Genomic DNA, 13,200 nt, shown 5'->3' with positions numbered 1-13,200 from the left:
TCCTAGAGTTGCCCAGCATTTGAAAATCAGCCCTTGCGCGCCGATTGCAGCGTCGTTGCCAGCAAGGTCTGCGTGGCGATGGTCTCTTCGAGACTGGCGCGCTGGCGTGTCTGAAGGATGGCGGATTGCAACCTGTTCATTTCACGCGCGATGGCTGGCGCGCTCCAGGTCTTAAGCGCTTGTTCGATGATAGGCTTGCGGCGAAAATGCAGGTGACGCCCTAGCGTCTGCATCACCTGGGCTGGAGCCAGTCGTTTTTCGTCCATTTCCGCTCGCATGGTGTCGAGCAGCTGAAATTGCTTCAAGCATCCCTGCAGCACAAGAAACATCGGTGTCTTCGATGAGGCAATCTTCTGGATGGCGCGAAGGAAGCTCTCCGAATCGCCTTTCAGAATGGCGTCAACCGCGTCGTCGGCGGATATGGCGCTGGCGTCGCCGATGATCTCGAGGACATGCTCCTCCTCGATCACGCTCTGCCCTCGGCAATAAAGCGCCAATTTGCGGACTTCGTTGCGAGATGCGATGCGATCTCCACCGAGGAGTTCGAGAAGCGTCTGCCGAGCGGCCGGCGCAATGCGCAAGTTCTCGTTTGCCAGCTCCGTATCGATCAAGCCGTTGAGCGCTCTTATATCGTCGGCATAGCAGGGGATAATGGCAACGGTGCGGGCCGGCTCGGCCACCTTGCGCAGCCCCGATCCCTTCTTGAGATCGCCAGCCTCGATGATGACGAAGCTTGCATCGGGGGGAGTTTCCGCAACAATCTGAAGCGAATCGATCAACGCCTTTTCGTTGGCGGCGCCACGAATCCAGACGAGTTTCTCGCCTCCGAACAGCCCGATGGCATTGACCTCGTCAAGAAGGCGCCCGGCATCGTTTTGCAGATCGCCGACATCGAGCTTTATCAGGGAAAATGCGTCGTTCAGATCGACGCCCGTCTTGCCGGCAATCTGTGCGGCGCGCTCGGAAACGAGGCCGCGATCCGGACCGTATATGACGAAAAGCCGGTAGTTGCGCGCGGCATTTTGCAGGAATCCGTCAAATTCGTGAGACTTGATTTCCGCCATGCCGCGCTCTTGTTCAGCGGCTGAGCGCAGCAGCGATGTCGGCAGCCACCATCTCGGCAACTTCGCGGGCAGCGCGATCTTCGGAGTTGAGGATTGCGCGATGCTTGGCGAATTCCTGTGTGGGGAAGTCGACGAGCGATGTTACTGAGCGGCTGCCGGATTTCAGCACCTTGCCAGTGACGGCATCCTTGAGTGTGAAGGCTGCAGTGACGCTTGTACGGCCAGCTCCGGATGTATCAGAGGAGGGTAGATAGAGAACCCCGGCAGTACCGGCAGAGACGCTCAAATCGACGGTATACTTCGGTGTTTTCGTCTCGCCGGCACCGCGTCCGGCAATAAAGATCAGTTGATTGCGAACTTCCTGTCCGACACGAGAGCCGGCATCAGAGAAAGAAACCTCCGATAGCTTCTGCGTCACGCCGGTGCTGACCGCATAGAGCGGCTTAACCTGGCAGGCGGACAGAAGACCGGCAGTGGCCATCAGAGACGCTACGCCGGCTATGCGGGCGAATTTGAAAAGACTATCAGACGACAATGTTCACGATCCTTTGTGGAACGACGATGATCTTCTTTGGCGCCTGATCATTCAATGCGCTTTTGACAGCATCCAGGGCGAGCACGGCCCGTTGCACCGCATTCTGATCTGCATCGCGCGCGATTGTCAATTCGGCGCGCTTCTTGCCGTTGATCTGAACGGGATAGATGATCTCGTTTTCGATGACGAGGGCTTCGTCATAGATCGGCCAAGCGCTTGTGGCGATCATATTGGTGTTGCCGAGCGCGGCCGAGCATTCTTCTGCCAGGTGTGGGGTGATCGGCGCAACGAGCGCGATCAGGATCTCGACGGCTTCGCGAACGGCGGAGCCATAGGCAGCATCGGCCTGGCCGGCTGCGACCTTGCTCAGCGGCGCTGCCAGCGCATTGACGAACTCATAGATGCGGGCCACGGCTTTGTTAAAGGCGAGCTTGTCGTAGTCGCCCTGAACAGCCTTCAGCGTACGGTGGGCGATCTGCGATATCGCCAGCGCCTCACCATCCTTAGCCGGATTCGATTCGACTACCTTTAACGCGTCTGCTGCCTCGGAGACGAGGCGCCACATGCGCTGCGTGAAGCGATGCGCACCCTCGACGCCGGCTTCCGACCAGATGACGTCGCGATCGGGGGGCGAATCTGAGAGCACGAAGAAGCGGGCCGTATCGGCACCGTAGGACGCGATGATATCGTCGGGATCGACGACGTTCTTCTTCGACTTCGACATCTTTTCGATCGCGCCGATGGTGATGTCCTCGCCGTTCGACAGCAAGGTGGCGCGGCGCTGGCCGTCGACTTCCTCGATGCGGATATCGGCCGGCGACACCCATTCGCGCGTCAGACCGTTACCGCGGCTATAGGTCTCATGCACCACCATGCCCTGCGTGAACAGGCCCTTGAACGGCTCCTTCACGTCGAGATGGCCGGTTTCGCGCATGGCGCGGGTGAAGAAGCGCGAATAAAGCAGATGCAGGATCGCGTGCTCGATGCCGCCGATATACTGGTCGACGGGCAGCCAGTGGTTGGCGGCCTTCTGATCCGTCGGCTGGCTTTCCCAAGGGGCGGTGAAGCGGGCGAAATACCAGCTCGAATCGACGAAAGTATCCATCGTGTCCGTCTCACGGCGGGCATCCTTGCCGCATTGCGGGCAGGCGACATGGCGCCAGCTGGCGTGCCGATCAAGCGGATTGCCGGGCTGGTCGAAGGTCACGTCGTCCGGCAGCTTGACCGGCAGATCCTTCTTCGGCACCGGCAGCACGCCGCAATCGTCGCAATGGATGACCGGGATCGGGCAGCCCCAATAGCGCTGACGGGAAATGCCCCAGTCGCGCAGGCGGAAATTCACCTTGCGCTCAGCCTGCGGCGCATTGCCGAGGCTTGTGTCCGAGAGCTTCGTCGCCACAGTCTCGAAGGCTTCTTCGATGCTCATGCCGTCGAGGAAGCGGGAATTGATCATGATGCCGTCACCGTCATAGGCGGTGTCGCCGATGCTGAAGCTTGCGGCATCGCCGTCCTTCGGCATGACCACCGTTACGACGGGCAGGGCATACTTGCGGGCGAAGTCCAGATCGCGCTGATCGCCGGACGGGCAGCCGAAGATGGCGCCCGTGCCATAGTCCATCAACACGAAATTGGCGATGTAGACAGGCAACTCCCAGGACGGGTCAAAAGGATGGCGGACTCGGATGCCCGTGTCCATGCCCTTCTTCTCGGCCGTTTCGAGCGCAGCCAGCGAGGTGCCGGCGCGACGGCATTCCTCGCAGAAAGCTTCGATTGCCGGGTCCTTGGCGGCAGCTTCCTTGGCGAGCGGATGGTCGGCCGAGATCGCCAGGAAGGATGCTCCGAACAGCGTGTCGGGACGGGTCGTATAGACCGTGATCTCGCGATCGCTGTTGGGCGCGGTTTCCGGGACGATCTCCCAGCGGACGGTCAGGCCCTCGGACCGGCCGATCCAGTTCTTCTGCATCAGCCGCACCTTTTCCGGCCAATGGTCGAGCGTATCCAGGGCATCCAGAAGATCCTGGCTGAATTCGGTGATCTTGAAGAACCATTGCGTCAGCTCGCGCTGCTCGACGAGTGCGCCGGAACGCCAGCCGCGGCCGTCGATGACCTGCTCGTTGGCGAGAACGGTGTTGTCAACCGGGTCCCAGTTGACCTTGGACTTTTTGCGGTAGACGAGACCCTTTTCCATCATGTCGATGAAGAGCATTTGCTGGCGGTGATAATAATCGACGTCACAGGTGGCGAACTCGCGGCTCCAGTCGAGCGACAGGCCCATGGCCTTCAGCTGGGTGCGCATCGAGGCGATGTTCTGGTAGGTCCATTCCTTCGGATGCACCTTGTTGTCGCGCGCAGCGTTTTCCGCCGGCATGCCGAAGGCGTCCCAGCCCATCGGATGCAGTACGTTATAGCCGCGGGCGCGTTTATAGCGGGCAACGACATCGCCCATGGCGTAGTTGCGCACGTGGCCCATATGGATGCGGCCCGAAGGATAGGGAAACATCTCCAGAACGTAATATTTCTCACGCGGATCGGCGTTGTCGGTAACGAAGACTTCTTCTTCGTTCCATTTCTGCTGCCAGCGGGGCTCGGCGTCGCGCGGATTATAACGTTCGATAGTCATCTGATCTTGTATTCCGGAAAATCATGGGGAGTAAGGCGTGACCTTCACCACGAAACCACCCAAGCGTCAAGTTTAGCGGGTGCAGCAAGTGCCTTATCTTGCAAAGCAAAGCCGGATTCGGACGCTTTCGCCCTTGGCAAAGCCGGCCTGCCTCATTACTGCAGGGGTTGAGAAGCAAGCGAAATATCGAGGCGAAGAGATGGAACTTCAAGAGCGCCTGAACGAAGTCCGTTCCCATATCGCGGCGGCTGAACGCCAGTCTGGCCGAAAAGCCGGCTCGGTGCAGCTCATTGCCGTTTCCAAGACGTTCGATGCCGATCAGATCCGCCCGGCGATCTCTGCTGGTCAGCGTGTGTTCGGCGAAAACCGCGTGCAGGAAAGCCAGGGCAAGTGGCCGGAGTTGAAGGCCGAAACGCCTGGCATCGAGCTGCATCTGATAGGGCCGCTGCAATCGAACAAGGCCGCGGATGCCGTGGCGCTATTCGATGTCATCGAAACCGTAGACCGGGAAAAGATCGCGCGCGCGATCGCCGATGAAATGAAGCGGCAGGGCAAGGCTTTACAGCTCTATGTGCAGGTCAATACCGGCCTGGAGCCGCAAAAGGCAGGCATCGCACCGGACGATACTGTCGCTTTCGTCGATTTGTGCCGCAAGGAGCTCGGGCTTTCGATCGAGGGCCTGATGTGCATTCCGCCGGCGGAGGAAAATCCGGGGCCGCATTTTGCCCTGCTCGCAAAGCTTGCCAAGCAGGCCGGTGTCGAAAAGCTCTCCATGGGCATGTCGAGCGACTATGAAATCGCCGTGGCCTTCGGCGCAACAAGCGTCCGCGTCGGCTCGGCGATTTTTGGGGCGCGGTAGTTCTGCTGAAACAAAAGATGCCGAAGGCCTTGCTGCGTGGAACACACGAGTGGCACAGATTGGGGATTTGACGGGGCTCTCTAATCCCGGAGATGGCAATCGCGGAATAGTCCCCTCTCCCCAGCCCTCTCCCCGCGCGCGGGGAGAGGGGGTCTATGGTGCTTTCCGACAAACAAAAAGCCCCGGCTGAAAACCGGGGCTTTGTAAAGCTTCTATAAAACCGGATCTCAGAACTGATCGTCGTCCTCGTCGTCGCGCGTGGTCGACTTCAGCGACTTCAGCTTGGCGAAAACGGCGTCGGCGTCGATTTCCTTTTCCTTCTCTTCTTCGCGATCGTAGCTGAAGCCGAGCTTTTCGGTTTCCTGAGCGGGCTGCAGCGTCGCGCCGAGTTCAGCGGCGGTCGGCAGCGGACGGCCCTTGGCGGCCTTTTCCACTTCCATATCGAGATCGATCTGGCTGCAGAGGCCGAGCGTTACCGGATCCATCGGCGCGAGGTTGGCCGAGTTCCAGTGCGTGCGGTCGCGGATCTGCTCGATGGTCGACTTGGTGGTGCCGACGAGACGGGAAATCTGCGCATCCTTCAGTTCCGGATGGTTGCGCACCAGCCATAGAATAGCGTTCGGACGGTCCTGACGCTTGGAGACCGGCGTGTAACGCGGGCCGCGACGCTTGGATTCCGGCACGCGAACCTTCGGCTCGGAAAGCTTCAGCTTGTGGTTCGGGTTGGCTTCGGCGCGGGCGATTTCGTCGCGGGTCAGCTGGCCGGTCGAGATCGGGTCGAGGCCCTTGATGCCCTGTGCTGCTTCGCCATCGGCAATCGCCTTCACTTCGAGCGGATGCAGCTTGCAGAACTGCGCGATCTGGTCGAATGACAAGGCCGTATTGTCGACAAGCCAGATGGCAGTTGCCTTCGGCATGAGCAATTGTTGAGCCATGGATATAGTCCTTCTGTCAGTCCGCGCCGGTGTCGCGGTCCGGGGTGTAACACCACAATGTCCGGGAAATACGGCTCTATATAGCGATAGTGTCGCGGAATTGCAATTCTTTGCGTATGAAATGCACTTTGTCCAATTGCTGTCGTAGTTTGACCTGCTATTGATTGCACGCAAAGTGCACCGATAATCGCAGGTCGGGGTGTGAGGATTTCAAGGAGGAGACTATGTCGGAAAAGATTCATCCGGTGACGAAATCGGTCAAGGCGCACGCCCTGATCGATGAGGCGAAGTACCAGAAATGGTATCAGCAGAGCGTCGAGGATCCCGACAAATTCTGGGGCAAGCACGGCAAGCGCATCGACTGGTTCAAGCCCTATACCAAGGTGAAAAATACGTCGTTCACCGGCAAGGTTTCGATCAAGTGGTTCGAGGACGGCGTCACAAACGTTTCCTACAATTGCATCGACCGGCATTTGAAGAAGCATGGCGATCGCGTCGCCTTCATCTGGGAAGGCGACAATCCCTATATCGACAAGAAGATCACCTACAACGAGCTCTACGATCACGTCTGCCGGCTGGCGAACGTTCTAAAGAAGCACGGCGTCAAGAAGGGCGATCGCGTCACCATCTATATGCCGATGATCCCGGAGGCGGCCTATGCGATGCTCGCTTGCGCCCGCATCGGTGCGGTGCATTCCGTCGTCTTCGGCGGCTTTTCTCCCGAAGCGCTCGGCGGCCGCATCGTCGATTGCGAATCCACCTTCGTCATCACCTGCGACGAAGGCATGCGCGGTGGTAAATCCGTTCCGCTGAAGGAAAATACCGATACGGCGATCCAGATCGCCGCCAAGCAGAAGGTCGCGGTCAAGAACGTCCTCGTCGTGCGCCGCACCGGCGGCAAGATCGCCTGGGAAGCCGGCCGTGACCTTTGGTATCACGAGGAAACCGTCAAGGCGAAGCCGGATTGTCCGCCGGCAAAGATGAAGGCCGAGGATCCGCTCTTCATCCTCTACACGTCCGGTTCCACCGGCAAGCCGAAGGGCGTGCTGCACACCACAGCCGGTTATCTCGTCTATGCGGCGATGACGCATGAATATACGTTCGATTATCATCCCGGCGATATCTACTGGTGCACGGCCGATGTCGGCTGGGTGACCGGTCACTCCTACATCGTCTATGGGCCGCTTGCGAATGCGGCGACCTCGCTGATGTTCGAAGGCGTGCCGAACTATCCGGATCAGGGCCGCTTCTGGGATGTCATCGACAAGCACAAGGTCAACATCTTCTACACGGCACCGACGGCGATCCGCTCGCTGATGGGTGCGGGCGATCATTTCGTCAAGCGCGCATCGCGCTCCAGCCTGCGCCTGCTCGGCACGGTCGGCGAGCCGATCAATCCGGAAGCCTGGGAATGGTATTACAAGGTGGTGGGCGACAGCCGTTGCCCGATCGTCGATACCTGGTGGCAGACGGAAACCGGCGGTCACATGATCACGCCGCTTCCGGGCGCAACCGATCTGAAGCCCGGCTCCGCCACCATGCCCTTCTTCGGCGTGCAGCCGCAGCTGGTGGACAATGAAGGCAACGTGCTGGAAGGCGCCACCGACGGCAATCTCGTCATTGCCGACAGCTGGCCGGGCCAGATGCGCACGGTCTATGGCGACCACGAGCGCTTCATCCAGACCTATTTCTCCACCTACAAGGGCAAGTATTTCACCGGTGACGGTTGCCGCCGCGACGAGGACGGCTATTACTGGATTACCGGCCGCGTCGACGACGTTCTCAACGTCTCGGGCCACCGTCTCGGTACGGCGGAAGTGGAATCGGCGCTGGTGTCGCACAGCCATGTGTCGGAGGCGGCCGTCGTCGGCTATCCGCATTCCATCAAGGGTCAGGGCATCTATTGCTACGTGACACTGATGGTCGGCCAGGAAGGTTCGGATGCGCTGCGGCAGGAGCTGGTGAAACACGTTCGCGCCGAAATCGGCCCGATCGCCTCGCCGGACAAGATCCAGTTCACACCCGGCCTGCCGAAAACCCGCTCCGGCAAGATCATGCGCCGCATCCTGCGCAAGATCGCCGAGGACGATTTCGGCGCGCTCGGCGATACCTCGACGCTCGCCGATCCGGCTGTCGTCGATGACCTGATCGCCAACCGCCAGAACAAGGCGGATGCGGCTTAAGGCTTAATGTTTCACGGCGTCGTGCCGATGGGCACGGCGCCTTTTCAAAATGTATCTCGGAAGTTCGAGCGCTTATTGCTTATTCTGAATCGCGCATTTGAAATGCGCCTGGCTTGAGATATCTCAGCCGCTATCTCTTAAAAATCGATCGCCCGACCGTTGATCTCCCAGTCGCCGAAGCGCGCGGGGTCGGAGCCGCCGCGGCCGCCGATTTCCGGGGGCAGCTCTGCACTGGCCTGTGCCTGGCGGCGCTCCTCGGCTTCGGCAAGGGCGCGCTTGGCGGCGGGTGAGAGCGGCTTGCGGGTGATATCGCCGGCTTCAATGTCGATTTTATTGTCGTTATCTGCGGATTGCATGGTCTCGAGCGACCTCCGAAATATTGAAATGAGGGGAGGAATAGCCAAATCATAGAGCATGATGCCGAAAAGTGTGAACGGTTTTCGGATGACATCATGCTCTGCTTTTTTGAATCCGGAGCGGATTCAGATTTCAGGTCGAAGTGACCTGAAATCATCCGGCTCCGGCGTGTCCAGCCGCAAAGAAAAAGGTTTGGACGACAGATGTGTTGGAGACCCCTCGATGAATCTCATGCGCACCGCGATGCTGCTCGCCTTCATGACCGCCCTTTTCATGGGTGTTGGCTATCTGATCGGCGGTCAATCGGGCATGTTGATCGCATTTGTCGTCGCTGCCGGCATGAATTTCTTTTCCTACTGGAATTCGGACCGCATGGTGCTTTCCACCTATGGTGCGCAGGAGGTGGATGAGCGAAGCGCCCCGGAATTTTACCGTATTGTCCGCGATCTCGCCCGCAATGCCGGCCTGCCGATGCCGAAGGTCTATCTCTACGACAGCCCGCAGCCGAATGCCTTCGCGACGGGCCGCAATCCGGAAAATGCCGCCGTTGCCGCCTCCACCGGTCTGCTGCACGCGTTGACGCCGGAGGAAGTGGCCGGCGTGATGGCGCACGAGCTTGCCCATGTGCAGAACCGCGACACGCTGACCATGACGATCACGGCGACGCTTGCCGGCGCCATCTCCATGCTCGGCAATTTTGCCTTCTTCTTCGGCGGCCGCCGCGACAACAACAATCCGCTCGGCATGGTCGGTGTGCTGGTGGCGATGATCGTTGCTCCACTGGCCGCGATGCTGGTGCAGATGGCGATCAGCCGCACGCGCGAATACTCCGCCGACCGCCGCGGCGCGGAGATCTGCGGCAACCCGCTTTGGCTCGCTTCCGCGCTCGGCAAGATCGCCCGCGGTGCGGAGCATATTCCGAATGAAGAGGCCGAAGGCCATCCCGCAACGGCGCATATGTTCATCATCAATCCGCTGTCGGGCGAACGCATGGACAATCTGTTCTCGACCCATCCGAACACGGAAAACCGCATCGCGGCGCTGCATGAAATGGCCCGCTATGGCGGCGGCAGTGCCTCGCCCATGACGCCATCTGCGGGCTTTGGCTCGACGGGACCGGTCTTGACTGCTAATCCGGAGCGGAAATCGCGCTCCGTGCCGAATACGGGTCGCGGTGGTTCGCAACCGCCGAAGGGTCCCTGGTCTTGAGTTCTGACACGAAAAACAAAGCTTTCAACAAAGACGGAAAGAGATCCGGCAAGAGGCCGACTGATTCCAGACCGCATGATTCGGCGCCGGCGAAACCCGGCTTTGCAGCGCGCGCCGCAGCAACGAAGATCCTCGCCGCCGTCATCGATCGCAAGACGCCGCTCGACGGCATGCTGGATGCTGAAGGCGGCAATCCTGCCTATAAGACTCTCGGCGAAAGCGACCGGGCGCTGGTGCGCGCCATCCTCAACAGCGCGCTGCGGCATTTGCCGCGCATCGAGGCGACGATATCGTCGCTGCTCGATTCGCCGTTGCCGGAAGGCGCTCGCGCTCTGCATCATGTACTTGTCGTCGGTGCCGCACAGATGCTGTATCTCGATGTGCCGGATCACTCTGCCGTCGACCTTGCCGTCGAACAGGCCAACCGCGATCCCCGCAATCGCCGCTTTGCCAAGCTGGTCAACGCCATTCTCCGCCGCATCGGCCGGGAGAAACAGGACATCCTCGAAAAAGTCGCAGGCGTGCCTGCCATGCCGGCCTGGTTTCTCTCCCGCCTGGAAGCCGCTTATGGCGCTTCAGCAGCGCTCGAAATTTCCGAAACGCAGCTCGAGCCGGCGGCAATCGATCTTACGGTAAAATCCGACGTGGAAGGCTGGGCGAAGCGTCTCAATGGCGTGGTCCTGCCGACCGGTGGCGTGCGGCTTGCTGCCTTCGAGGGATCCATCCCCTCGCTCGAGGGTTTTGGCGAAGGCGAATGGTGGGTTCAGGATGCGGCCGCCAGTATTCCGGCGAAGCTGTTCGGGTCGCTTGCCGGCAAGCGGGTCGTCGATCTCTGTGCGGCCCCTGGCGGCAAGACGGCGCAGCTCATTCTCGCAGGCGCCAAGGTCACGGCTCTTGATCAGTCCGCCAACCGGCTGAAAAGATTGTCCGGCAATCTGGCGCGCCTTGGTTTCGAGGCTGAAACGGTCGTCGCCGACATGAGCAAATATCAGCCTGACGAACTTTTCGATGCTGCTCTTCTCGATGCGCCCTGCTCTTCGACCGGGACGACGCGCCGCCATCCCGACGTGCTCTGGACCAAAGGTCCGGAGGATGTCGCCAAGCTTGCCGGCCTGCAGGGGCGGCTGCTCCGCCATGCCCTGACGCTGGTCAAACCCGGCGGCGTCGTGGTCTTCTCCAATTGCTCGCTCGATCCCGAAGAGGGTGAGGATCTTGTTGCCCGGCTTCTTGCGGAAACTGACAGCGTCGAGCGGGTTCCGGTCGCCGCGGGCGACTGGCCGGGCCTCGAAGCGGCGATTTCGCCGCTCGGTGCCTTCCGCACGACGCCCGACATGCTGCCGCTTGCCGATGGCTTTGCCTCGGGTCTCGACGGGTTCTATGCGGTCGTGCTTCGGCGCCGATCATAGAGCATTTTCAGGAAAAGTGCGCAGCGGTTTTCCGCCCGGAATGGGTGCGAAACAAGAAGAGGCAGCGCCTTCGCGAATCGGAGAAAAGCCGAATGGCGACAGCCAAGGTTTCCACAGGCTTTCGGGAATGGTTCAAAAGCCGGTAACCTGTTCTTAATTGGTATATTTGTAACCTCTTTTTAACCACGGGTAATGAGAGTAAGCAAAAGCAAATATGCAGGTCTGCGGCAGGGTTTTGTGAGTTCATACGTGCGGGAAGCATGGCGGCGGATGTCTCGCCGCGCGGCGTTGACGCGATTGCGTCTCACCCGCCACACGATGCGTGTGCCGGAACGCCTCATCGTGGCTCCGACGGATCTGCGCAGCGTCGACCCATTTTTCGTCGAGGAACTTTTGAACGGTCGCATCCTGCTGGCCGGCCGGGTTCTCGAAACGCAAGGCGCCTCCCCTTTCTCGCTTGAGCTGCCGTCACGGGCATTTGCGGCGCGGCTGCACAATTTCCGCTGGCTGCGGCACTTGCGGGCTGAGAAGAGCGACCAGGCCTCGGCCATGGCGCGTTCCATTCTCACGGATTGGATTGCCGTTCACGGCCGCCGCCTGCATGGGCTTGCCTGGTCACCCGATATCGCCGCTCAGCGACTCATCGCGCTCCTGTCGCATTCGCCCGTGCTTCTGCACGGCACGGATAGCAGCTTCTACCGTCGCTTCATGCGCGTGCTCGTATTGCATGTCCGCTTTTTGCGCCGCATGGCCTCGTCGGCGCGGGATGGAACGACCCGTTTTCGCGTGCGCATCGCGCTTGCCATGTCATCCGTCGCCATGCCCAACGGCGCGCTGGCGGTGAAGCGGGCGGGTCAGGCGCTCGATCGCGAAATCGACCGGCAGATCCTGGCAGACGGCGGCCACATCTCCCGCAATCCGCGGGTGTCGCTGGAGCTTCTGCTCGATCTGCTGCCCCTGCGTCAGACCTATGTCAATCTCGGCCATGACGTGCCGATACGGCTCATTCCCGGCATCGATCGCATGTATCCCGCGCTGCGCTTCTTCCGACATCAGGATGGCGATCTGGCGCTGTTCAACGGCGCGACGTCGACGCTCGCCAATGAACTCATGTCGGTGCTGCGCTACGACGAGACGGCGGGCCAGGCTTTCAAGGCGTTGCCGCATACGAAATATCACCGGCTGGCCGCCGGCCAGGCCGCCGTCATCATCGATGCCGGTGCCCCCGCTTCGGCCGATCTCAGCCGCACCGCACATGCAGGCTGTCTCTCCTTCGAGATGTCGTCGGGCAAGACGCGCTTCATCATCAATTCCGGATCGCCGGAATTTGCCGGCGACCGCTACATACAGGCAGCGCGGGCCACTGCTGCCCATTCGGCTGTCACGCTCAACGACACGTCGTCGTCCCAGTTCTCCAAATCCAAACATCTGGGGCCGATCATGGTCGGCGGTGTGAAGAAGGTCATCGTCGAGCGCGCGGAGACCGAGGACGGACGTGACTACGTCCGAGCCGCACATGACGGCTATCTCTCCGCCTTCGGCTATGTCCACGAGCGCGAGCTGAGCCTCAATGCAAAAGGCACGATTTTGGCCGGCCGAGACCGTTTCTTCGTGCCGGAGGGTAGGAAGAAGCCGCCGAAGGGCGAAGGCATCGCTTCGGCGCGTTTCCATGTCCACCCGTCGATCAGCCTGCTGCAGACCGAGACGGACTCCGCCCTGCTGATCGCGCCCGACGGCGAGACCTGGGTCTTCTCTTCGCCCGGCAACGAGGTGCTGGTGGCGGAAGATATCTTCTTTGCCGATCCCTCGGGCATGCGCTCCTCCGATCAGCTTGAGATCGTCTTCCGGATTACCGAAAAGCCGGAAATCCGCTGGTTTTTATCTTATCGGCCATAGGCTAAGCGCGTCAGCTATGATAACGGGGCGGGCATTCCCGTCCCGCGCCGTTTCCGCCGGACGTGTCATCTCCTCATACCAGAGCGTTTCCGCTCTGTTTTTTGTTATCGCAGCTCCGGACGGAAAACCGCCCTGC

At 60.4% G+C, this 13,200-nt stretch carries 10 protein-coding genes; 5 read left to right on the top strand and 5 right to left on the bottom strand.

Annotated features, from left to right (window positions below):
- Positions 1 to 26: 26 nt before the first annotated feature.
- Genes holA through leuS form a run of 3 tightly spaced genes read right to left on the bottom strand, consistent with a single transcriptional unit; the run spans position 27 to position 4,219 of the window.
- On the bottom strand, positions 27 to 1,064 hold the full coding sequence (gene holA / locus RHSP_RS28995; RefSeq protein ID WP_004127409.1) for a DNA polymerase III subunit delta: 1,038 nt from the start codon (positions 1,062 to 1,064) through the stop codon (positions 27 to 29).
- Positions 1,065 to 1,077: 13 nt separating this feature from the next.
- Positions 1,078 to 1,599: a hypothetical protein gene (locus RHSP_RS28990; protein ID WP_004127407.1), complete on the bottom strand. Its 522-nt coding sequence runs from the start codon at positions 1,597 to 1,599 to the stop codon at positions 1,078 to 1,080.
- Positions 1,589 to 4,219 (bottom strand): leucine--tRNA ligase, encoded by a 2,631-nt coding sequence (gene leuS, locus RHSP_RS28985; RefSeq protein ID WP_037155148.1) that lies wholly within the window; start codon positions 4,217 to 4,219, stop codon positions 1,589 to 1,591. The genes RHSP_RS28990 and leuS overlap by 11 nt, the downstream gene beginning before the upstream one ends.
- Before the next feature lie 199 nt (positions 4,220 to 4,418).
- On the opposite strand from leuS, the gene RHSP_RS28980 reads away from it, so the two are divergent.
- Positions 4,419 to 5,078 (top strand): YggS family pyridoxal phosphate-dependent enzyme, encoded by a 660-nt coding sequence (locus RHSP_RS28980; protein WP_004127403.1) that lies wholly within the window; start codon positions 4,419 to 4,421, stop codon positions 5,076 to 5,078.
- Positions 5,079 to 5,305: 227 nt separating this feature from the next.
- Here the strand turns inward: RHSP_RS28980 and RHSP_RS28975 are convergent, their stop codons facing one another.
- Positions 5,306 to 6,013 (bottom strand): DUF1013 domain-containing protein, encoded by a 708-nt coding sequence (locus tag RHSP_RS28975; RefSeq protein WP_004127402.1) that lies wholly within the window; start codon positions 6,011 to 6,013, stop codon positions 5,306 to 5,308.
- A 224-nt stretch (positions 6,014 to 6,237) separates the two neighbouring features.
- Here RHSP_RS28975 and acs point away from each other — a divergent pair, with 224 nt between their 5' ends.
- The gene (acs, locus tag RHSP_RS28970) at positions 6,238 to 8,196 is read left to right on the top strand and encodes an acetate--CoA ligase (protein WP_037155145.1); all 1,959 of its coding nucleotides are present in this window, start codon (positions 6,238 to 6,240) and stop codon (positions 8,194 to 8,196) included.
- A 137-nt stretch (positions 8,197 to 8,333) separates the two neighbouring features.
- Here acs and RHSP_RS28965 read toward each other — a convergent pair whose 3' ends face one another.
- Positions 8,334 to 8,552: a DUF1674 domain-containing protein gene (locus tag RHSP_RS28965; RefSeq protein ID WP_004127379.1), complete on the bottom strand. Its 219-nt coding sequence runs from the start codon at positions 8,550 to 8,552 to the stop codon at positions 8,334 to 8,336.
- Positions 8,553 to 8,775: 223 nt separating this feature from the next.
- Between RHSP_RS28965 and htpX the strand changes: the two genes are divergently transcribed.
- The 3 genes from htpX to RHSP_RS28950 all read left to right on the top strand — a co-directional run bounded on the left by htpX (position 8,776) and on the right by RHSP_RS28950 (position 13,064).
- A complete protein-coding gene (gene htpX / locus RHSP_RS28960) occupies positions 8,776 to 9,762 on the top strand; it encodes a zinc metalloprotease HtpX (RefSeq protein ID WP_004127376.1) in 987 nt (328 codons plus the stop codon).
- Complete coding sequence (locus tag RHSP_RS28955) at positions 9,753 to 11,168, top strand: RsmB/NOP family class I SAM-dependent RNA methyltransferase (RefSeq protein ID WP_420820112.1); 1,416 nt, start codon at positions 9,753 to 9,755, stop codon at positions 11,166 to 11,168. The genes htpX and RHSP_RS28955 overlap by 10 nt, the downstream gene beginning before the upstream one ends.
- Positions 11,169 to 11,360: 192 nt before the next feature.
- The gene (locus tag RHSP_RS28950; RefSeq protein ID WP_004127368.1) at positions 11,361 to 13,064 is read left to right on the top strand and encodes a heparinase II/III family protein; all 1,704 of its coding nucleotides are present in this window, start codon (positions 11,361 to 11,363) and stop codon (positions 13,062 to 13,064) included.
- The last annotated feature ends 136 nt before the right edge of the window (positions 13,065 to 13,200 follow it).

This window comes from Rhizobium freirei PRF 81 (assembly GCF_000359745.1).
GTDB lineage: Bacteria > Pseudomonadota > Alphaproteobacteria > Rhizobiales > Rhizobiaceae > Rhizobium > Rhizobium freirei.
The sequence above is the reverse complement of the archived record's forward strand: the minus strand, read 5'-3'. Positions and strand labels throughout refer to the sequence as shown.